This window comes from Vibrio kasasachensis (genome assembly GCF_050337565.1).
In the GTDB taxonomy this organism is placed as follows: Bacteria; Pseudomonadota; Gammaproteobacteria; order Enterobacterales; family Vibrionaceae; genus Vibrio; species Vibrio kasasachensis.
The window spans coordinates 67,706-89,512 of sequence record NZ_JAKJTB010000010.1 but is presented as its reverse complement, the minus strand read 5'-3'; the positions used below and the strand labels follow the sequence as shown (position 1 = coordinate 89,512).

The following is a 21,807-nucleotide window of genomic DNA, read 5'->3' as shown; positions in this document are numbered from 1 at the left end:
TTGTGTTTAAGTGGCTAAAATCAGGTGCACCTTGGATATGGTTAACCGGTGGAGCAGTTAGCATTAGTTTGCTATCTGTGCTTGGGCTACTGCTGCTTATTGGTTGGAAAGGGCTGTCTTATTTTTGGCCTGCTCCTCTCTACCAATGGACTACAAATGATGGTGAGATTCTAGTTGGACAGCTATACGCGCAAGAGTCAGTGTCGATTGACTATTTACAAGAGTTAGGTATCCACCTTCCTCAATTAGATAAGCAAAAAGAGCAGGTAGAACGACTCAATATTAAAGTGGCTAATCGTGATATTTATCCAGCAGATTTTATCTCCATTTTAGATGTCGATATTAAAAGCCGCTCAAAACCGCCACATTGGGCGGTGATAGAGCGTATTCGCAGTGGCGATTTCTATGGTCAGCCAATAGCGTATCAAGATGCTCTTGGGCAAAGCCATGCTGATTTCCAGCCGCGTTTGAGTGAGTCACTTAAATTGAGTCAATTGGTGCGTAATGAGATAGAACGTATCATTGAGCAAGAAGTGCAAGCTATCAGCGTTCAAGCCAACGATTTACGTTTGGAAAAACGTAAACGTGAATTAAACAGCAACTTAGATGAAAACTATCTGGCAATCTATAATGCGCAATCAAAGCAGTTTCGCCAGCAGCTTTCAGAGGCGGAAGCCAAGTTGGATGATTTGCGTGAGAAACTTGCCAAGCAAGGTTTGATTGTTGAAGATATGACTGGGCAACAAGTCCTTATCCCACTCAGTCATATTTTGGATATGTGGTATCCAAATCAGATGACCGCTGTCGATAAAGTAGCTCAATGGGCGAAGGAAATGTGGAAGTTTCTTTCCAGCTCGCCTCGCGAATCGAACTCCGAAGGTGGCGTTTTCCCAGCCATGTTCGGTACAGTACTGCTAGTGCTGATCATGTCGGTGATTGTGATGCCGCTAGGTGTAGTTGCCGCAATTTACATCCATGAATACGCGAAGAACAATATGCTCACCCGTATTATCCGAGTTGCGGTAATTAATTTAGCCGGTGTTCCATCGATTGTGTATGGTGTGTTTGGGCTCGGTTTTTTTGTTTACACCCTAGGTGCATCGATTGATGATCTTTTCTATGCAGAGCGCTTACCAACGCCGACGTTTGGTACGCCGGGGCTTTTATGGTCAGCGTTGACCTTAGCCGTTCTGACATTACCTGTAGTGATTGTCGCAACCGAAGAAGGTTTGTCTCGTATTCCAACTTCAGTTCGCCATGGCTCTCTTGCTCTTGGTGCAACGCAATTTGAAACCATGTGGCGAATTGTATTGCCTATGGCAAGCCCTGCGATAATTACTGGATTGATCCTTGCGGTAGCACGTGCGGCGGGAGAGGTTGCCCCATTAATGTTGGTCGGAGCCGTAAAATTGGCGTCAAGCTTGCCTGTGGATGGACAGTTTCCCTACCTACATCTAGAGCGTAAGTTTATGCATTTAGGCTTCCATATTTATGATGTAGGCTTCCAAACCACCAATATTGAAAGTGCTAGACCATTGGTTTATGCAACCTCATTTTTACTCGTGACAGTGATTGTCGGGCTAAACTTAACGGCAATTAGTATTCGGAATAATTTACGCGAGAAATATCGAACATTGGGGCAAGATTAAGCATGTTTTCAGTTAATCATACATTGGGTTATCAAGCCCCTTTAGATGTGAACAATTTGAGCGACGAGCAAACGGCTATCGCTATTGAAGGGCTGAATTTGTTTTATCACAGCAGCCAGGCATTAAGTGATATCTCGATGCGTATTCCTAAAGGGCAAGTGACCGCGTTTATCGGTCCTTCAGGTTGTGGTAAATCAACCTTGTTGCGCTGCATTAACCGGATGAATGATCTGGTTGACGGTTGCCGTGTGACAGGGGAAGTGAAGTTGCATAGTAAAAATGTATACCATCCAGATGTCGATGTTGCCACGTTGCGCCGTCGAGTTGGGATGGTATTCCAACGCCCTAACCCGTTTCCTAAATCGATTTACGAAAATGTAGTTTATGGCTTACGGTTGCAAGGTTTAAAAAATAGCCGTCAACTCGATGATGCAGTTGAGCGCTCATTGCGTGCAGCAGCGCTTTGGGACGAAGTAAAAGATCGTCTGCATGAAAATGCATTTGGGCTTTCAGGGGGGCAGCAGCAACGTTTGGTCATTGCGCGAGCAATCGCGATCGAGCCGGAAGTTCTGTTATTAGATGAACCTACTTCAGCACTTGATCCAATCTCAACCTTGACGATTGAAGAGCTGATTAATGAGCTGAAAACCCAATACACTGTGGTTATCGTTACTCACAATATGCAACAGGCCGCTAGGGTGAGTGACCATACTGCCTTTATTCATATGGGGAAATTGATCGAGTACTCAGATACCGATTCTATTTTCACTTCCCCATTGAAAAAACAGACCGAAGACTACATTACTGGTCGATACGGCTAAGCTTCTCCGTCATATTTGAAGCGCAGCGTCGTTAATTGCATAAATCCAGCACTAATTACATAGTACATCTATGCTCATAAGGCTGAATTTATGGATTGCCTAGCTGCAACTCCAACTATTTAGGGGGTACTCTTTATCCCTGTTCTTACCTTAAAGGGAGTTACACCTCATTCATGAACTTTGGACGTCACATTTCTGGGCAATTTAACGCCGAATTGGAATCGATTCGTACCCATGTTTTAACTATGGGAGGCTTGGTGGAGCAGCAACTCTCGTTTGCGATGCAAGCATTGCACAATGAAGATGTTGAGTTGGCTGGTAAAGTGGTGCGTGATGATCATAAAGTGAATGCAATGGAAGTCTCCATTGATGAAGCGTGCACGCGCATTATTGCTAAACGTCAGCCAACGGCGAAAGATCTGCGTTTAGTTATGGCAATCATAAAAACCATCACGGATTTAGAGCGCATTGGTGATGTTGCCGCTCGTATTGCTAAGGTGGCGATTGAGAACCCATCTTCTCAAGACAAGCAATTTAATGTTTCCTTAGAGCCGCTATGTCGCCAAGCGGTGAACATGCTGCATCAAGTGTTGGATGCCTTTGCACGTATGGATGTAGATGCGGCAGCAGCAGTGTACAAGATGGATGATCGCTTGGATGCCGAGTATGAAGCTGTGATACGTCAGCTAATGACGTATATGATGGAAGATCCGAAGAATATTCCACAGATCTTACAAGTGATGTGGTCAGCGCGAGCGATTGAACGTGTCGGCGACCGCTGTCAAAACATCTGTGAATACATCATCTACTTTGTTAAAGGTAAAGATGTCAGGCATTTAGGTGATCAAAGCATTGATGATGCACTGCGTTAAACACCAACCTTATTCATAATGGAATGCGGGTAATCTTAACGAGACTTCGCATCTTAAATTAAGGTTCTGAGCGCTTTCATAACTTTTTCAATGGTTTGTGTTGAGGTGATTGGAACAATGAAATCATCGAGCTCTTGGTTGCCCATTTTGGCTTGTTCAGCGATTACATTCATTTGGCTTTGACGGGTTGTTTTGCCAGACAGATGTAGCTGCGTTATGCCTGTTGATCGTGCGATATGCGCAATATTGCCTGCATTTACTCCCGCTCCAGCCATAATGGCAAAGCGACCATTCGCCAATTCTACCATTTTCGCCAAAACCTCAATGCCTTGCTCGGCATTTGAGGCAAGCCCTGAAGTTAAGATGCGTTCACAGCCCAGTTCAGCAACCGCTTCGATGGCGTTGATATAGTTTCGACATTGATCAATCGCGCGGTGGAAAGTGATACCCAGATTATGACTCTTTGCCTGCTGTGCCAATCGAGTTGCTTGCTGCATATCAATATCGCCATCTGCTGTCAGCACGCCAAACACGACGCCTTGCAAGCCAGCATGAGCTGCTGCATCAATATCCAATAACATCAACTCGATGTCCTCTTCACTATAAAGAAAGTCACCTTGGCGAGGGCGAATCATGGCATAAACGGGAATAGTGGATATCTTGGCAGCTTGTTGCATAAAACCAAAACTTGGTGTTAAACCACCAAGTGCTAATGATGAGCAAAGCTCAATACGGTCAGCACCACCAGAGATGGCGTAGTGAAGAGATTCTAAGTTATCAATACAAACTTCTATTTGATAAGTCATGTTAAGCACCCGCATAAATTTGATGGAATCATTGTAGCCTAGGTGTAGGCGTTGAATAGGGTAAAGATAAGCAAATATCCCCGTCATACTTGAAGTTGCAGCGGTGTTGGCTGTGCTCGTGCGCCCCAATCACATAGTTCACCTATGCTCATGGGGCTTTCTTACTTGCCGCCTACCTGCATCTTCAAGTTTCTTGGTTATAGCTTTCCACTATTGTTGTGGGTGTGAGTACGTAAGGCAGGCTTATAATGACTAGTGATTAATAAAAGAGATTAGGCAGCATAAAGCGAGAGTTAGATATGAAAAAAGCCAGCTCAATGAGCTGGCTTCTAATATATGGTGGAGGGGGACGGATTCGAACCATCGAAGGCAGAGCCGGCAGATTTACAATCTGCTCCCTTTGGCCACTCGGGAACCCCTCCAGGGTATTTTTATACTTAGCTGTTGATTTCCCAACACAATAACCAAGTTGTTCTCATACTCTAATAAAACAGCAGAGAAAATATGGTGGAGGGGGACGGATTCGAACCATCGAAGGCAGAGCCGGCAGATTTACAATCTGCTCCCTTTGGCCACTCGGGAACCCCTCCAGGGTATTTTTATACTTAATTGCTGTTTTCCCAACGCGACAACCAAGTTACTCTCATACTCTAATAAAACAGCAGAGAAAATATGGTGGAGGGGGACGGATTCGAACCATCGAAGGCAGAGCCGGCAGATTTACAATCTGCTCCCTTTGGCCACTCGGGAACCCCTCCAGGGTATTTTTATACTTAGTTGTTGATTTCCCAACGCAATAACCAAGTTGTTTCTCATGATATCTCTTAATCAAGAACCACAAGAAGAAATATGGTGGAGGGGGACGGATTCGAACCATCGAAGGCAGAGCCGGCAGATTTACAATCTGCTCCCTTTGGCCACTCGGGAACCCCTCCAGGGTGTTTTTATACTTAAGTGATGATTTCCCAACACATCCCTCAAGTGCGGAGCGCATCATAGCAAACTCATAAACACTGTAAAGCGTTTTTCTCCTAATTTTGACTTGAATGATGCCTTTTTGGACAAAGGAGTTGGTAAATAAACATTTTGCTCGCTAATTGACCGAATTAATTTACGAATAGCGTAAGAGGATTTACATTCCTTGACGTTATTTACTGATATTTACGAGTAAAATAATCAATAGATATTTCTGGAAGAATACTTAACGATGAAAAACAAACTGATTTTAAGCTTACTGACGGTCTCTATTTTAAGCGTCTCACCAGTGGTGTTGGCAAAACGCCCTCAAGGTCCTCAGGCTATAACAGTCGTTACCGAGCAAGTTCAAACCCATCAAGTTTCACAATCACTCTCTTTAGTGGGTAAATTGGAAGCAGCTCAATCGGTCATGGTCTCTCCTGAAGCGACAGGTAAAGTTGAAACGATCGCCGTATCAGCTAATCAAGTGGTGACAAGAGGGCAACTACTTATCCAACTGAATGATGACAAAGCTTCCGCAGCAGTAAAAGAAGCCAAAGCGTATTTAAAGGATGAACAGCGTAAGTTGAAAGAATTTGAGCGTTTGGTCAAACGCAATGCCATTACTCAAACTGAAATTGATGCACAAAAAACTAATGTGGAGATAGCTCAGGCGCGCTTAGATGCAGCCAACGCCAATCTTAAAGATCTGCATATTAGCGCACCATTTGGTGGCACCGTCGGTTTTATCGACTTTAGCCGAGGAAAAATGGTTTCGGCAGGTACAGAGCTCTTATCTTTAGATGATCTTTCAGTAATGGAGTTAGATCTGCAAGTGCCAGAGCGTTACTTAGCACAAGTCGAAAACGGTATGACGGTAACAGCGACAACCAGTGCGTGGGGTGAGCGAGTATTTCAAGGTGAAGTCGTCGGTATTGATTCACGCATCAACCAAGAAACCTTGAACCTCCGTGTACGTATTAACTTCCAAAATAATGACCTCAAATTAAAACCGGGCATGTTGGTTTCGGCTGATATGGATTTTCCAGCAATTAACGCGCCGATTATTCCAGTACAAGCGCTTGAGTATTCAGGTACTAAACGTTACGTCTACGTGATTGATTCCGAGAATGTAGCTCAACGCACCGAAGTTATTTTAGGGGCTCGTATTGAAAACCAAGTAGTGATCAATAAAGGGTTGAGCATCGGCGATAAGATTGTTGTGCAGGGTATTGTAAATATGCGCGACGGTGCAAGCGTACAAGAGCAAGGTAGCGTACCAAAACAAAAAGGTGACAAATAATGTGGTTGTCTGATGTGTCGGTGAAAAGACCAGTATCAGCACTGGTTTTAAGCTTGCTTTTGTGCGTGTTCGGTATTGTATCTTTCTCGAAACTTGCCGTACGTGAAATGCCGGATATTGAAAGCCCAGTCGTATCGATCAGTACCCGCTATGAAGGGGCATCGGCAACCATCATCGAGAGCCAAATTACCTCGATATTGGAAGATCAGCTATCCGGTATTAGTGGTATTGATGAGATATCCTCAACGACGCGCAACAGTATGTCGCGCATCACGATAACCTTTGATCTCGGATACGATTTGAATTCAGGCGTTAGTGATGTACGTGATGCAGTATCGCGCGCGCAGCGTTCTTTGCCTGAGGAAGCGGATGATCCGATTGTTTACAAAAATAATGGCTCTGGTGAGGCATCTCTCTACATCAATTTAAGTTCATCTGAGATGGACCGCACTCAATTAACCGATTACGTAGAACGTGTGTTGATGGATCGCTTCAGTTTGCTGACTGGAGTAAGCTCCGTCGATATATCAGGCGGTCTCTACAAAGTGATGTACGTTAAGTTAAAACCTGAACTGATGGCTGGGCGCAGTGTAACAACCGCTGACATTACTCAAGCACTGCGCAGTGAGAACTTAGAAAGCCCAGGTGGGGAAGTTCGTAACGACCAAACCGTGATGTCTGTGCGTACGGCGCGGACTTATCAGCAAGTCGAAGATTTTGAGTATTTGGTGGTTCGTCGCGCGAGCGAAAATACGCCAATCTACCTGAAAGATGTGGCCGATGTTTATATCGGTGCTGAGAACGAAAATTCGACCTTCAAAAGTGATGGTGTGGTCAACGTTAGCTTGGGCATTGTGCCGCAATCTGATGCTAATCCGCTGGAAGTGGCGGAGCAGGTGCATAGTGAGGTTGAAGCGATTCAGAAGTTTCTTCCTGATGGTACACGTTTAGCGGTTGATTACGATTCAACGGTATTTATCGAACGTTCAATTGAAGAGGTGTATAGCACGCTATTTGTAACGGGTGGCTTAGTTATCCTCGTTCTGTATGTGTTTATTGGCCAGGCGCGTGCAACGTTGATTCCTGCGATTACGGTGCCAGTATCACTGATTTCTTCTTTTATCGCGGCATATTATTTTGGTTTTTCAATTAACCTGATCACTTTGATGGCGTTGATTCTTTCAATTGGTTTGGTGGTAGATGATGCCATCGTGGTGGTGGAAAATATCTTCCACCATATTGAACGGGGTGAAAAACCGCTACTAGCGGCGTTTAAAGGTACCCGAGAAGTCGGCTTTGCGGTTATTGCCACTACGCTGGTATTGGTGATGGTATTCCTGCCAATCTCGTTTATGGATGGTATGGTTGGTTTGCTGTTTACCGAGTTCTCGGTATTACTTGCAATGTCGGTGATTTTCTCGTCATTGATTGCACTAACATTGACCCCCGTGCTGGGCAGTAAAATCTTAAAAGCCAACGTAAAGCCGGGACGTTTTAATTTATTTATTGATCGACTGTTTTCACGTTTGGAAGGCGGTTACCGTAAATCGCTTGGTTATGCACTAAAAGTAAAATGGGTTGCTCCTCTGGTGATCCTCGCCTGCATGGGTGGTAGTTATGGTTTAATGCAGCAGGTACCCGCGCAACTCACACCAAATGAAGACCGAGGGGTAATTTTTGCTTTTGTTCGCGGAGCGGACGCCACCAGTTACAACCGTATGTCGACCAACATGGAGGAAGTTGAGAATCGCTTGATGCCATTATTGGGGCAAGGTTTCTTAAAATCATTCTCGATTCAGTCTCCTGCATTTGGTGGTATGGCAGGTGACCAAACGGGCTTTGTGATCATGATTCTAGATGACTGGAATGATCGAACGGTAACGGCGCAGCAAGCGCTTGGTGAAGTTCGCAAGGCGCTAAATGGAATGGCAGATGTACGCGTGTTCCCATTCACGCCAGGCTTTAGAGGTGGTTCAAGTGAGCCTGTACAATTTGTGTTGGGTGGTTCGGATTATCAAGAGCTGAAATTGTGGGCGGAAAAGCTAAAATTGCTGGCTGACGAGTCACCTTATATGGAAGGTGCTGAGATTGACTACTCTGAAAAAACACCTGAATTGTTGGTCACGGTTGATAAAAAGCGTGCAGCTGAACTCGGTATTAGTGTAGCTGAAATTTCAGATACCTTAGAGATTATGTTAGGCGGTAAGCGCGAAACGACTTTTGTTGAACGTGGTGAAGAGTACGATGTTTATTTACGCGGTGATGAAAACAGCTTCAACAATGCTGCCGATTTAACACAAATCTACATGCGCACTGCTTCGGGTGAACTCGTAACGTTAGACGCGATAACCAAGATTGAAGAAGTAGCATCAGCGGTACGATTGTCGCACTACAACAAACAAAAAGCGGTCACTGTTTCGGCTAACTTATCGGATGGCTATACCTTAGGGGATGCGTTAGATTTTCTTGATCAACAAGCCATTGATAATCTACCCAATGACATCAGTGTTAGTTACTCAGGTGAATCGAAAGATTACAAAGAGAACCAATCGAGTGTGTTAATCGTGTTTGCTTTGGCACTACTGGTGGCGTATTTAGTATTGGCGGCGCAGTTTGAAAGCTTTATTAACCCGCTGGTGGTGATGTTGACTGTACCTATGGGCGTATTTGGTGGATTTTTGGGTTTGTTCATAATGGGGCAAGGTTTCAATATCTATAGTCAGATTGGCATGATCATGTTAATTGGTATGGTGACTAAAAATGGTATTTTGATTGTAGAGTTTACCAACCAGCTGCGGGATCGTGGTCTTGAGTTTGAAAAAGCGATTATTGATGCGTCAGCACGTCGCCTTCGTCCAATCATGATGACGGCATTCACTACGTTAGCGGGTGCAATTCCATTGATTGTTTCGACTGGTGCTGGTTATGAAAGTCGCGTGGCGGTTGGTACTGTGATCTTCTTTGGTATGGGCTTTGCCACACTGGTCACCTTGTTTGTTATTCCTGCCATGTATCGCTTAATTTCTGCTAGCACGCAGTCGCCTGGTTATATCGAGGCTGAGCTTAATCGCGAGTTAGATCATGATACGAAGGGGCGAATTTCTCACGGCGAGATGTAAGTTGAAGGAATTTTAGTTAAATAAAAACCGAGGCAGTAGCCTCGGTTTTCTCATTTTATCAGAACGAAAAGAACGGCTTAAGCAGCGTCTTCTTGTGCCGTTTCTTCTGCTGCGTCTGCAACTGCTTCCACTTTTTTCGCTTTCTTAGGCGCAGGGCGACGTTTCGCACCAAGTGCATAAAGCACTTCTTCTTTGTTTTGCGCTAAGAACATAGCCAAGTCTTCTTGCTTCGCTTCGTCTTCCAGCAAGTCACTTTTACTCAATAGTCCGAAAAGCTCGTCTGCCATATCTAGCATTTTATCGTATGCGTCAGCGTCAGCTTTAGAGGTAAAAGTCATTTTCTCTTCTCCGTTGCGTTCCACCACATACTTAACGATTACAGCCATGGTTATTCCTCTAGCTCTAATGAATGTTTGATTACTGGCTTTTTATACAGTTTTTGACCAATGAAGTCTATACCCTTCCCACTTGAAGCTGCAGCTGTGTTACTGGCACTCAAAAACCTCATCACGTAGTGTGTCTATGCTCAGAGGCTTTTTTTCGCTGGTTGCCTACCTGCAACTCCAAGTGCTTTGGGTAAATATAAAGTTTCAAAGTGCGACCTAAGTGCCAGCCAACTGCTCAGCTTCTATGCTGGCTATCCCACTGGTAACAGTAATCGATAAAGGTTTTGAGTAGTGGATTTTGATATTTCTCTTTATGTACCAATAGCCAGAAGCGACGTTTCATATCCAGTGGTAGTTCAATGCTGACGACACGACCATCTTCCATCGCAGCTTTAGCGGCTAAGCGAGAAAGGCAAGCAAGCCCGAGCTCAGCTGAGACGCAGTTGATTAAAGCTTCGGTCGTATTAAGCTGAAATGCTTCTTGCCATTGTTCGATGCGTGGCGCGATAGCGCGGAGGAAAAACTCCCGAGAGCCAGAGCCAGGTTCACGTAAGATCCAGTCGCTGTTTTCGAGGTCACCTACCGTTGGTGTTGCTAGTTTGGCTAGTGGCGAGTTTGGGCTGCATATAATGCACATTTCATCTTGGCTAAATTGTGTGGAGATCAGCTCCGGATGCAGCGTTTTACCTTCGATCAAGGCTAAATCGAGCTCATAGTCTACAAGCTTCTGGCAAATAAGCGCTGAATTGGAAATAAACAAGCTTTGTGCGTGGTGATTGGTTTGCAGGCGAAAATCACTCAATAAATAGGGCGCGACTTGATTGCCTATCGTATCACTCGCCCCTATGCGCAGTTGCCCTGTGAGTATCGAATCATCTTCAAGTACTAGTTCAATATCTTGCACGCGGTGAAGTAGTTCATCAACCAAGGGCAAAAGCTTTATCCCTTCTTGATTGAGGACAAGGCGTTTATTGACGCGATCAAATAATGAGTGTCCAAGTTGTTTCTCTAGCTCAGACAACGCCATACTTACCGCAGCTTTGGATAAAAAAAGCGCTTCAGCCGCTTCAGTCAAAGTGTCATAGTGATTGATAGTGGAAAACACTTTGAGTTGCTTTAGTGAGATATTAATAGCCATAGTTTGTGTTTAGTATTATTGAACTTATGTTCTAAATAATTAGATATAACTAAACAAAACACAAGCGTAGAATCAGCGTCAGAACAAAGAATATGAAGAGTGTGAACCATGATCAAAGCGACAAAAGAAAAAGTATTCGGCGCGCCAACGCCAATGGCAGGTCTTGCGCTTGGTATTGCAAGCCTAGGATGGTGTTGGGAGAATGCAGCCCCGCTTAATGGTTATGGACAATTAATTGGTGCCGTTATTGCTTCGCTGCTACTGGTAGTTTTAACGGTTAAGTTTCTATTTCATCGTCACCTATTGGCGGAAGACTTAGCTCATCCAGTGGTGGGTAGTGTTGTTCCAACGTTTGCCATGGCAACTATGGTGGTATCGAATGCAGTGTCGCTATGGTTTCCAATTGCAGGGGATGTGCTTTGGTCATTTGCAGTCGGTCTGCATATCGTATTTTTAGTTACTTTTATTTACCACCGAGCTAAACAGTTCGAACTTCATCATATGGTGCCAAGTTGGTTTGTTCCTCCTGTGGGGATCGTGGTTGCAGACGTTTCGTTTTCTGGTAATCCGCATTTGGCACTAGTGGCACAAAGTACGCTTATATTTGGCTTGGTAGCTTATGCCGTGATGCTGCCGTTAATGATTTACCGTTTGATCTTTGCTTCAGAAATTCCTGATACAGCAAAACCAACCTTAGCCATTATGGCGGCACCGGCAAGCCTCTCTTTGGCTGGTTACTTAAGCGTTACCGCCGCTCCCTCGCCAGTTATTATTAGTGCACTATTTGGCATTGCAGTGCTAATGACAGTGGTGATCTACTTGGCATTGATTAAGTTGCTTCGTTTACCATTTAATGCAGGCTTCGCGGCATTTACTTTCCCAATGGTAATTAGTTCAACTGCACTATTTAAATTTAGTGCGTGGATGGTCGATATGAATATCTCCGAGTATTACGTATCTCAAGTGCATCTACTCGCCATTGCCGAGCTTTGGATAGCTACATTGGTAGTTGGTTACGTGGCAGCACGATATTTCCATTTTTATCAACCACATAAAGTCGTAATGCGTAAACATAAGTGATTGAGTAAAATGACTATATTTCGTCAAAGTCGCAGTGGGAAATGGTGTTTTTTTAACGAACAAAGAAGCGTCAATCTAGTGAAAACTCAAGCAAATTCAGCGGTACAACGCCATCAAATATGCTAATCTCAGGCTCACTTAGCAAACCATTTGAGCGTGCATTTTGTTTACTGTTTATCATTCCAATCAAGTTGATGTTCTTAAATCTCTGCTTGTTGAGCTAGTCAAAATTGACCCGCTTGAGAATCCATTTGATAAAGAGCAAATTCTGGTTCAAAGCCCAGGTATGTCTCAATGGTTGAAGATGGCGCTTGCCAAAGAATTTGGTGTGGCGGCTAACATTGAATTCCCCCTTCCTGCGACTTTTATTTGGAACATGTTTACTCAGGTTTTGCCTGATGTTCCACAACGCAGTGCGTTTAATAAAGAGTCGATGGGTTGGAAGTTGATGCAGATTCTACCTAGCTTGCTCGATGAGCCTGAATTTGCACCTCTTCAACGTTATTTAACCGACGATCACGACAGTTCCAAGCTGTACCAATTGTCGGAGAAAATCGCCGATATTTTTGATGGCTACTTGGTGTACCGTCCGGAGTGGATTGCAAGCTGGGAAGCCGGACAAGTAGTGGCTGAAATTGGTGATGAACACCCTTGGCAGCCGATTTTGTGGCGAGCCTTGTACGATCACACCGTAGCGTTAGACCAGTCTCCTTACCACCGAGCGAACTTGTACGAGCACTTCATTGATAGCATCGAAAGTTATCAAGGTAAGCTGGACGAATTACCACAGCGCTTGTTTGTATTTGGTATTTCATCACTTCCCCCACGTTATATGGATGCGCTCAAAGCATTGGGTGAGCACATCGATGTACACCTGATGTTTACCAACCCTTGTCGTTATTATTGGGGGGAGGTTAGAGACCGAAAATTTCTCGCGAAACTTGCCGCGAAGCAGCGTAAACATCTGGTTTGGCGTGATCAGCAGTCACAAATTGAAGGTGAAAGTGAGCAGCTAAAAGGCACTATCGAAGACAACCTTGATGATGAGCTGCACACCGATGTGGTGGGCAACAGCCTGCTGGCTTCCATGGGGAAACTTGGTCGCGATAATATGTATTTACTGTCGCAGCTGGAATCCCATGAAATCGAAGCCTTTGTCGAGATTGAGCGTGATTCGCTACTGCACCAATTGCAAGCAGATATTCTCAATCTGGAAGAGCATCAAGATGACCAATTGCTCATCTCTAGCCATCACAAACAAGCAGTTGAAGCGAGTGACCACTCATTGACTCTGCATGCTTGTCATAGCCCTATGCGTGAAGTGGAAGTGCTGCATGATCAGTTACTGGCGATGTTTGATGCCGATCCCAATCTAAAGCCGCGTGATGTGATTGTAATGGTGGCTGATATCAACGCCTATAGCCCTGCGATTCAAGCGGTATTTGGTAATGCACCGGGTGAGCGTTTTATTCCCTATTCCATTTCTGACCGAACCGCGGATCAAGAAAGCCCTATATTGGCAGCATTCATGCAATTGGTGAACCTTGCTAATACACGTTGTCTGGCTTCAGAGCTACTGGAGCTATTAGAAACACCGACGATTTTGAGTCGATTTGGTTTGAATGAAAGTGAGTTCTTACAAGCTAAATTATGGGTGGAAGAGTCGGGTATTCGCTGGGGATTAAACCCAACAACGGGCATTGAATTTGATTTACCCGCTACCGAGCAAAATACTTGGCAGTTTGGCATTGAGCGAATGTTGTTAGGTTATGCAATGTCAGAATCGGCGGGGTTATTTTATGACGGTGAACAAACACTTGCACCTTACAATGAAGTACAAGGCATGGGTGCAGAGTTGGCAGGTAAGTTGGCACACTTTATTGAAACGGTGAGTCACTATCGCCACCATTTGTCTCAAACACAGAATATTGAAAGCTGGCGCAAATTACTAACCACCATGTTAGATGACTTTTTCAGTGTCGAATTGGAAGGGGAAGTAGCGCTTAAATCGATTCGCGACACGTTAACTGCTTTGAAGGAGCAGCTGCATGATGCCGCTTTTGAACAGTCATTAGCACCGAGCATTATTGCCCAGTATTTAAATAATAAATTGTCGGGTACACGCGTCAGCCAGCGATTCTTAGCCGGACAAGTTAACTTTTGTACCTTGATGCCAATGCGTTCGATTCCGTTTAAAACCGTGTGCTTGTTGGGGATGAACGATGGAGTCTACCCACGCTCAATGCCGCCGGAAGGTTTTGATTTAATGAATGGTCGAACCCGAGCAGGCGATCGCTCCCGTCGTGATGATGACCGTTACCTCTTTCTTGAGGCAATCTTGTCTGCGCAGCAAAATTTGTATATCAGTTATGTTGGGCGCTCCATCCAAGATAACACTGAGCGAGTGCCTTCAGTATTAATCTCTGAATTGATGGAATATTGCCACCAAAATTACTGCTTGGACGGTAATGAAGAGATGAGTTGTGATGACTCGGGTGATGTATTGCTGGCGCATTTACATCGCCATCACACCATGGTGCCTTTTAGCCCTGCCGCATTTAATCTAGCTCACGCAAGTTATGCTAAAGAGTGGTTACCCGCGGCAAATCGACAGGGTCAGCGCAGTGGTGAGTTTAATCGTGAGTTGAGTGACTATTTGCTTGATGCGACTTTCCCACTTGAGTTGGATATGGTCGAGTTACAACGCTTTTGGCGTTTACCCGTTCAGTATTTTTTCAATCGTCGTTTGAAAGTCATTTTTGAGCCACCATTGCCAATACTGCCTGATGACGAGCCATTCGTTCTTAATGGCTTAGAAAGCTATCAAATGCGCGATGCACTACTCAATAACTTGCTCTCAACCGGAGGGGATTCAGATCCGATTGTGCAACGCTTTGTTGCTGAACAAAGAGCGCAAGGAAAATTGCCGGTTGCTGCGTTTGGTGATATCGAATTTGAAACCAATCGAATACAAGCAGAACAATTGGTGGAAGCGCTAAGCTTTATCTGTCATTCGCCGAGTGATGACGTTGAAATAAAACTGAATGTGGATGTTTTGGGGGACGATAAGCCAGTTTGCCTTCAAGGTTGGCTAACACAGAACTACCAATCAGGATTGGTTCGTTACCGCAGCGGCAAGATCCGCGCTCAAGATTATTTATCCGCATGGATAGATCATTTAGCGATGTCAGCGATGGGAATAGCAAAGCGTACCCATATGCTGGGTTATGATCGTAAAGAGGGGGTAGTTCATCTTATCTACCCGCCAATGGAAGATCGCCAACAGGCACAGAGTTTACTTTCAGAGTTAGTTGGATTGTTTTATCAAGGAATGACTAAGCCACTAGCCTATATACCTAAAACTTCCTTGGCATCAATTGAAGCTGGCTTTAGCCGTGGCGGAGCATGGGCTGATGATGAAGAGAAGTCGTTGAAAAAAATGGCAGAGGTATTTAACGATGGTTTTGTTAGCCAAGGCGAAGGCAATGATCCGTATATCGCGCGTATTTGGCCGCAATGGAATGAGTCGTTAGCACAAGAAGTTCGTCATTTAGCTGCATTGGTTATTCAAGCGCCAAGGCTAAACATGCAAGAAGCAAATGATGTACAGGAAAAGTAGGTGGCCGCCAGGAAATCATTATTAATGTGTAGGGCGTTTACTGTACGGCCACAGGTCAGAGGGACCATTACTCGGTTGGTTAGCAGTCAAGCATAGTCGCTTGCTGAACTCGTGACGCGGATAGTAAAGCCTAACCGTTTGATGTTCTGTGAGTCCCGTCGCATAACTTTGGGTGGCTGTCGAAAAGCGCCAATAAAAATTCAATATCAGGGTTAGATCACGATGAGATATGTGATCTTTTTGATTTAAAAGTTACATAAAGGTTTGATTGTTATGACATCTTTGTCGGTTGTCACATCGCTAGATACCATGAAGTTTCCATTGCATGGTGCTCGTTTGATAGAAGCTTCGGCTGGTACAGGAAAAACCTTTACCATCGCTGGTTTGTATCTGCGTTTATTACTCGGTCATGGCAGTGAAGAAACACGTCATCAAACGCCGCTTACCGTTGATCAAATCTTAGTGGTAACTTTTACCGAGGCGGCAACCGCAGAATTACGTGACCGTATTCGTGCGAGAATCCATGATGCGCGTATTGCTTTTGCGCGTGGTGAAAGCGGTGATCCAGTGATTAAGCCGTTGCTATCTGAAATTAGTGACCACCAGCAAGCTGCAGCGATTTTACTGCAAGCAGAGCGACAAATGGATGAAGCAGCCGTTTATACCATTCATGGCTTCTGCCAGCGAATGCTAACTCAAAATGCGTTTGAGTCAGGCAGCCGTTTTGATAACGAATTTGTCACTGATGAAAGTCACTTGAAAGCGCAGATCGTAGCGGATTACTGGCGTCGAAATTTCTACCCATTGCCCTTAAAATTAGCCGGTGAAGTTAGATCAATTTGGGGCTCACCAGCGGCATTACTTAAAGAGGTATCCGGTTATCTAACTGGCGTACCATTGCAGTTATCTGTGCCGGCAATGCAAGGTGATTTAGCAGCGTTGCACCAAGAGAACCTAGCTAAAATTGATCAGTTAAAGCAGCTGTGGCGTGATTGTCAGCAAGATCTACTCGCTTTGATCTCAAGCTCGGATGTTAATAAACGCAGCTACAGCAAAAAATCACTACCTGCTTGGCTTGAGGTAGTGACATCGTGGGCGGGCAGTGAAACCACTGGTTATGATTTTCCTGAGCAATTGGAGAAATTCGCACAAAATATTCTGCTGGATAAAACCCCCAAAGGAAGCGCGCCACAACACGATGTTTTTGTGGCGATTGAAGTTTTCATCGCTCAGCCAATTAGTTTAAAAGCACCGTTGTTGGCACATGCGATTGAGCAATGTCGGGTAATGTTGGCGAAAGCTAAGCAACAAAAACAATGGTTATCATTTGATGACTTATTGACCAATCTTTCAGCGGCAATAGACGCTGATGAGTTGGGCTTATTAGCGCAAAGGATTCGCCAATTATATCCTGTCGCGATGATCGACGAATTCCAAGATACTGACCCTCTGCAATACAGCATTTTTAGCCGCATTTATCTACAAAACCCTGAATGTGGCTTGTTTATGATCGGCGATCCAAAGCAGGCGATTTACGGTTTCCGTGGCGCAGATATCTTTACCTATATCAAAGCGAGAAACCAGGTTTCATCACATTTCACGCTGAGTACCAACTGGCGATCCAGTGCTGATATGGTCGCGGCTGTGAACCAAGTATTTTCTCTAGCAGATAGTGCCTTTATTTACGATCAAGATATTCCATTTCTCCCGGTCTCAGCGAGCCCTACTGCTGAGTTACGTACTTGGCAACTTAACGGCAACACGCAACCAGCACTGACATACTGGTTACAAGAAGCGGAAGACAAACCGCTAGCGAAAGGCGTGTATTTAGATGCAATGGCGCAAGCGACGGCGAATCAAATTCAGACGATTTTAAGCGCATCTCAGCAGGATGCAGCACACTTTAATACCGCAAAAGGCAAGCACGCGATTCAAGCGGGAGATATTGCCGTATTGGTGCGTACTGGTAACGAAGGTCGCATGGTTAAGCAGGCACTTGCTAAACAGGGGATTGCCAGTGTTTATTTATCTAACCGAGATAGTGTTTTCAACGCCCTAGTTGCGCAAGATGTTCAACGCTTGCTGCAAGCTGTATTAACCCCAGAAAATGATCGTGCGTTACGAGCGAGCCTAGCTTCTGAGTTGTTTGCCCTTGATGCAGGCAGTTTGGATGCATTGAATAACGATGAAACCGCGTGGGAAAACGCCGTTAACGAGTTTAAAGAATATCGGAAATTATGGGTTCAACGCGGTGTATTGCCGATGCTACGCGCGGTGATGAGTAAACGTCATATTGCTGAGAGGCTGCTTGAAGAGGAGAGTGGCGAACGCAACTTGACCGATTTAATGCACCTTGGCGAGTTGTTGCAGCAAGCCAGCAGTGAGCTAGACAGTGACCACGGTTTATTACGCTGGTTAGCGCAAGCCATTAGCGATGCCCAAAATGGGTTAGGTGGCAGTGATGATCAAATTCAGCGCTTAGAGTCGGAACGAAATTTGGTGCAGATCGTTACTATCCATAAATCGAAAGGGTTGGAATATGATCTGGTTTTCTTGCCGTTTGTTTTGAGCTATCGCGAGGCAAGCGAAGCGAAGTATTACGATGCGCAAACCGAACAAACTATTTTAGACATTACTCACAACCAAGAGGCTCTTGCGCAAGCAGATAAAGAACGTTTAGCCGAGGATTTACGCCTTATTTATGTGGCGTTAACCCGTGCCGTTTACGGTTGTTTTATTGGTGCAGCGCCACTGCGAAATGGTCGCTCTACCAAAGAGCCTACCGGTGTGCACAACAGCGCAATGGGTTATTTATTGCAAAACGGTCAAGCAGGTAGTATCAGCGATTTAACCACTGCGATTGATAAACATACCAAAGGCTTAAACTGCGTTGAATCGAGCGGGGTGCCGGAATTACACCCACAGTCTTTTGTCGCCAATGACCCTGTGATTGAAACGTTATGTGCACGTGAGTTAGGGCAGGAGATAGACCGCAGTTGGCGTATGACGAGTTATTCTGGCCTTATCAAGCAAGGCTCACACCATGCCTCACAATATTTGAGCGATGACGCTTCGAGTGATCTGCTTAGATTGGATGTCGATTCATCACAAGAGCAAGATGAGCAAGAGCTTGTTGAGCCAGAGCGTTCAATTTTTACTTTCCCGCGTGGTGCGAGACCCGGTACGTTCTTACACACACTGTTTGAAGAAGTGGAGTTTACTGAGCCTGCCAATAGTGAAGGTAATCAGCAAAAAATTCTCACGTTAATGGAGAGTGAACAACTCGACCTTGAATGGCTACCAATCTTACAGCAACTGGTGGATACAGTATTAGCTACGCCATTAGATGGTAAAGATTTACGATTGAATCAGAAGAGTGCTTCACAACGATTGGTTGAGATGGAATTCCTACTGCCGATTGAAGTACTTGCTTCGGCAGAGCTTAACCGAGTTATTCAGCGTAACGACCCACTGTCAGCGAAAGCAGGGGATTTAGGTTTTCAAACGGTGCAAGGTATGTTGAAAGGTTTCATAGACTTAGTCTTTGAACACCAAGGTAAATACTATGTATTGGACTGGAAATCGAATCATCTTGGCGACGACATTTATCACTATCATGGTGAAGCTTTGAGCCATGCGATGGCGGATCATCGTTATGATCTCCAGTATCAAATTTATGCGCTCGCGCTGCACAGGTTTCTGCGTAGCCGAGTATCGAATTACTCGTATGAACAGCATTTCGGCGGTGCTTATTATTTGTTTTTACGTGGCTTGGATGGCGAAGGGGAGCATGGTATTTTCTTCGCCAAACCAACCCTGCAATTTTTAAGCGAATTAGACCAACTGATTGATGGTGAGACAATTGATGTGTGTGGTAACTCAGCCGGACAAATGGTGCTAGATCTATGAAGATTTTACTCGAAACCTTACAACGCTTAGCCCAAAAAGGCTCAATCCGTCAGCTTGACTATCAATTTGCTCGCTTTATTTTCAGTAAATCGCAAAGCGCTGAGTTGGCGTTTATAGCGGGTGTTGTTAGTAGTGAGTTGGGTAAAGGACATATTTGTTTGCCGTTAAGAGATGCGCAGGCGCAACCGACAGATCTGGCTGCAAAATTGGGTGTGTTTGGTGAGGCGGCATTAGAGATTAATCAACGATTACTGCCGATTGATTGGCAAACGCTGTTAACTCAATCGGCTTGGGTGGCGAAATCTTATGTTAGTCAAGACAGTGCAAATCAGGTAGAAGCGTTACCACTCGTGTTTGATGGTGAGCGAGTTTACTTACATCGATATTGGCATTACGAAGTTACCTTAGCAGAGAGATTAGTGAGCTTTGGGACACCAGTGATCTTAAAGCCTACAGAAGTACAAAAGCTATCAGAGTTACTTGATCATCTCTTTGCCCGTAGCTATCACTTTTTGTATTCGGCACTAAGTAAAGCCACGCAATCAGGTGGTTTAACTCAAGTTCAGCGGCAGCAAATGGTGTGTGATCATTTGGATGTGGTTGATGATAGTCAGTTCGATTGGAACGCGATAGAGCAAGTTTTATTACAAGCGTCACGCGCTGAGCAACTGTCGTCGCTAGATGAGCTCGTTCCTCAGGCTGTGTGTGTTAACTGGCAGAAAGTCGCGGCTGCGATTGCACTAACTAAGCGTTTTGCTGTGATTTCAGGAGGTCCAGGTACGGGCAAAACAACGACAGTAACTAAGTTGTTGGCGGCGTTGATTGAGCAATCTCAGAGCGCTGGCAGCATGCCAACCATCAAGCTAGTGGCACCGACAGGTAAAGCTGCCGCGCGCCTAACTGAATCGATTGGTAAAGCCGTTGACCAACTGCCAGTGAGCCCTGAACTTAAAGCGGCGATCCCAACTGAATCAAGTACTTTACATCGTTTACTGGGTGCGTTGCCGAATAGTGCCGAGTTTCGCCACAATCAAGCTAACCCTCTGCACTTAGATATTTTAGTGGTGGACGAAGCATCCATGGTGGATTTATCCATGATGTATAAGCTAGTCGATGCATTACCGAAACACGCTCGCTTGATTTTGCTCGGTGATAAAGACCAATTGGCGTCGGTAGAAGCGGGGGCAATATTAGGCGATATTTGTTCATTTAATCAATATGGTTACAGTGCGCAGCAAGGCGAGTTGATCGCCCAACTATCAGGCTACACGAGTTTGTCGCAGAGTCATAGCAAGGGCAGCAGAGTTGGTGATAGCTTATGTATGCTGCAAAAGAGCTACCGTTTTGATGCACGCTCTGGCATTGGTCAATTAGCGAAAGCGGTTAACTCTGGTTCTGCGTTCAAGCTTGATGCGGTATGGCAACGAGGCTTTGACGATATCGCGCAATATCGATTGGATATGCAGCACTATAATCAGTTGATTCAAACCATGGTAACTGAGTACAGCGGTTACTTAAAACGCATTGCCAAACGAGAATTGCACCCAGAAAACGGGCAGATCGAATCGGTAACCGAGTTGGCTAAAGCCGGTCTAGATGCGTTTGCAAAGTGTCGTTTGCTGTGTGCAATACGTGAAGGTGACTTTGGCGTGACAGGTTTGAATCAACGCATCGAACGTGCTTTGGTCGCTCGTAACCTTATTCAAACGCAAGATGAGCTTTGGTATCACGGTAGACCTGTCATGATTACACGCAATGATCATGCATTGGGTTTGTATAATGGTGATATCGGTATTTGTATTTGGGATGATTCGTTAGAAGAACCGCGTTTAAAAGTGTTTTTCGAGTTGCCTGATTCCAGCGTGAAATCTGTTCTGCCGAGTCGTGTTCCCGATCATGAAACAGCATATGCGATGACAGTTCACAAATCTCAAGGTAGTGAGTTTGAATTTACCTTAATGATTTTACCTAAAGAGTTCAGCCCGATCTTAACTCGTGAGCTTATATATACGGGGATCACGCGAGCTAAAAAGCGTTTAGCGCTGTATGCGGAACCGGAAGTGGTAAAGCGTGGGATCAAAGTGATGACAGAAAGAGCCAGTGGTTTGGTTGAGAGGCTAAAAGGGTAAAGAGCGAAGATTAAAAACC

The 21,807-nt window shown here is 44.9% G+C and carries 12 protein-coding genes and 4 tRNA genes; 9 read left to right on the top strand and 7 right to left on the bottom strand.

The window, feature by feature from the left end; translation table 11 throughout:
* Positions 1 to 2 precede the first annotated feature (2 nt).
* From pstA to phoU, 3 genes are all read left to right on the top strand, one after another.
* A complete protein-coding gene (gene pstA / locus L4C38_RS05305; protein WP_428796498.1) occupies positions 3 to 1,649 on the top strand; it encodes a phosphate ABC transporter permease PstA in 1,647 nt (548 codons plus the stop codon).
* Between the two features lie 2 nt (positions 1,650 to 1,651).
* Positions 1,652 to 2,470: a phosphate ABC transporter ATP-binding protein PstB gene (gene pstB / locus L4C38_RS05300; RefSeq protein WP_428796497.1), complete on the top strand. Its 819-nt coding sequence runs from the start codon at positions 1,652 to 1,654 to the stop codon at positions 2,468 to 2,470.
* 173 nt (positions 2,471 to 2,643) lie between these two features.
* A complete protein-coding gene (gene phoU, locus L4C38_RS05295) occupies positions 2,644 to 3,342 on the top strand; it encodes a phosphate signaling complex protein PhoU (RefSeq protein ID WP_428796496.1) in 699 nt (232 codons plus the stop codon).
* Positions 3,343 to 3,395: 53 nt separating this feature from the next.
* Here phoU and L4C38_RS05290 read toward each other — a convergent pair whose 3' ends face one another.
* From L4C38_RS05290 to L4C38_RS05270, 5 genes are all read right to left on the bottom strand, one after another.
* Positions 3,396 to 4,148 (bottom strand): copper homeostasis protein CutC, encoded by a 753-nt coding sequence (locus L4C38_RS05290; RefSeq protein ID WP_428796495.1) that lies wholly within the window; start codon positions 4,146 to 4,148, stop codon positions 3,396 to 3,398.
* A 337-nt stretch (positions 4,149 to 4,485) separates the two neighbouring features.
* Positions 4,486 to 4,570 (bottom strand) — tRNA-Tyr (locus tag L4C38_RS05285).
* Between the two features lie 83 nt (positions 4,571 to 4,653).
* Positions 4,654 to 4,738, bottom strand: a tRNA-Tyr gene (locus L4C38_RS05280).
* A gap of 83 nt (positions 4,739 to 4,821) precedes the next feature.
* Positions 4,822 to 4,906 (bottom strand) — tRNA-Tyr (locus L4C38_RS05275).
* 92 nt (positions 4,907 to 4,998) lie between these two features.
* Positions 4,999 to 5,083: transfer RNA gene (locus L4C38_RS05270), tRNA-Tyr, on the bottom strand.
* A 272-nt stretch (positions 5,084 to 5,355) separates the two neighbouring features.
* Here L4C38_RS05270 and L4C38_RS05265 point away from each other — a divergent pair.
* Together L4C38_RS05265 and vexH are read left to right on the top strand one after the other, a co-directional pair.
* Complete coding sequence (locus L4C38_RS05265) at positions 5,356 to 6,408, top strand: efflux RND transporter periplasmic adaptor subunit (protein ID WP_428796494.1); 1,053 nt, start codon at positions 5,356 to 5,358, stop codon at positions 6,406 to 6,408.
* A complete protein-coding gene (gene vexH / locus L4C38_RS05260; RefSeq protein ID WP_428796493.1) occupies positions 6,408 to 9,527 on the top strand; it encodes a vibriobactin export RND transporter permease subunit VexH in 3,120 nt (1,039 codons plus the stop codon). Before L4C38_RS05265 ends, vexH begins: the two co-directional genes overlap by 1 nt.
* 77 nt (positions 9,528 to 9,604) lie before the next feature.
* Here the strand turns inward: vexH and L4C38_RS05255 are convergent, their stop codons facing one another.
* Positions 9,605 to 9,913 carry a YebG family protein gene (locus L4C38_RS05255; RefSeq protein ID WP_428796492.1) on the bottom strand — a complete coding sequence of 103 codons (309 nt, stop codon included), beginning with the start codon at positions 9,911 to 9,913 and terminating at the stop codon, positions 9,605 to 9,607.
* 235 nt (positions 9,914 to 10,148) lie between these two features.
* Positions 10,149 to 11,051 carry a LysR family transcriptional regulator gene (locus L4C38_RS05250; protein ID WP_428796491.1) on the bottom strand — a complete coding sequence of 301 codons (903 nt, stop codon included), beginning with the start codon at positions 11,049 to 11,051 and terminating at the stop codon, positions 10,149 to 10,151.
* Between the two features lie 108 nt (positions 11,052 to 11,159).
* On the opposite strand from L4C38_RS05250, the gene L4C38_RS05245 reads away from it, so the two are divergent.
* The 4 genes from L4C38_RS05245 to recD all read left to right on the top strand — a co-directional run bounded on the left by L4C38_RS05245 (position 11,160) and on the right by recD (position 21,788).
* Positions 11,160 to 12,131 (top strand): TDT family transporter, encoded by a 972-nt coding sequence (locus L4C38_RS05245; protein WP_428796490.1) that lies wholly within the window; start codon positions 11,160 to 11,162, stop codon positions 12,129 to 12,131.
* 163 nt (positions 12,132 to 12,294) lie between these two features.
* Positions 12,295 to 15,750, top strand: a complete 3,456-nt coding sequence (gene recC, locus L4C38_RS05240) for an exodeoxyribonuclease V subunit gamma (protein WP_428796489.1) — start codon at positions 12,295 to 12,297, stop codon at positions 15,748 to 15,750.
* A 273-nt stretch (positions 15,751 to 16,023) separates the two neighbouring features.
* On the top strand, positions 16,024 to 19,659 hold the full coding sequence (gene recB / locus L4C38_RS05235; RefSeq protein ID WP_428796488.1) for an exodeoxyribonuclease V subunit beta: 3,636 nt from the start codon (positions 16,024 to 16,026) through the stop codon (positions 19,657 to 19,659).
* Positions 19,656 to 21,788 (top strand): exodeoxyribonuclease V subunit alpha, encoded by a 2,133-nt coding sequence (recD, locus tag L4C38_RS05230; RefSeq protein WP_428796487.1) that lies wholly within the window; start codon positions 19,656 to 19,658, stop codon positions 21,786 to 21,788. The genes recB and recD overlap by 4 nt, the downstream gene beginning before the upstream one ends.
* Positions 21,789 to 21,807 lie beyond the last annotated feature (19 nt).

Coding starts and splice junctions, on each gene's coding strand:
- L4C38_RS05245 (WP_428796490.1), top strand. CDS start 11,160: ATGATCAAAGCGACAAAAGAAAAAGTATTCGGCGCGCCAACGCCAATG.
- L4C38_RS05255 (WP_428796492.1), bottom strand. CDS start 9,913: ATGGCTGTAATCGTTAAGTATGTGGTGGAACGCAACGGAGAAGAGAAA.
- recD (WP_428796487.1), top strand. CDS start 19,656: ATGAAGATTTTACTCGAAACCTTACAACGCTTAGCCCAAAAAGGCTCA.
- L4C38_RS05250 (WP_428796491.1), bottom strand. CDS start 11,051: ATGGCTATTAATATCTCACTAAAGCAACTCAAAGTGTTTTCCACTATC.
- pstB (WP_428796497.1), top strand. CDS start 1,652: ATGTTTTCAGTTAATCATACATTGGGTTATCAAGCCCCTTTAGATGTG.
- vexH (WP_428796493.1), top strand. CDS start 6,408: ATGTGGTTGTCTGATGTGTCGGTGAAAAGACCAGTATCAGCACTGGTT.
- L4C38_RS05265 (WP_428796494.1), top strand. CDS start 5,356: ATGAAAAACAAACTGATTTTAAGCTTACTGACGGTCTCTATTTTAAGC.
- L4C38_RS05290 (WP_428796495.1), bottom strand. CDS start 4,148: ATGACTTATCAAATAGAAGTTTGTATTGATAACTTAGAATCTCTTCAC.
- recB (WP_428796488.1), top strand. CDS start 16,024: ATGACATCTTTGTCGGTTGTCACATCGCTAGATACCATGAAGTTTCCA.
- phoU (WP_428796496.1), top strand. CDS start 2,644: ATGAACTTTGGACGTCACATTTCTGGGCAATTTAACGCCGAATTGGAA.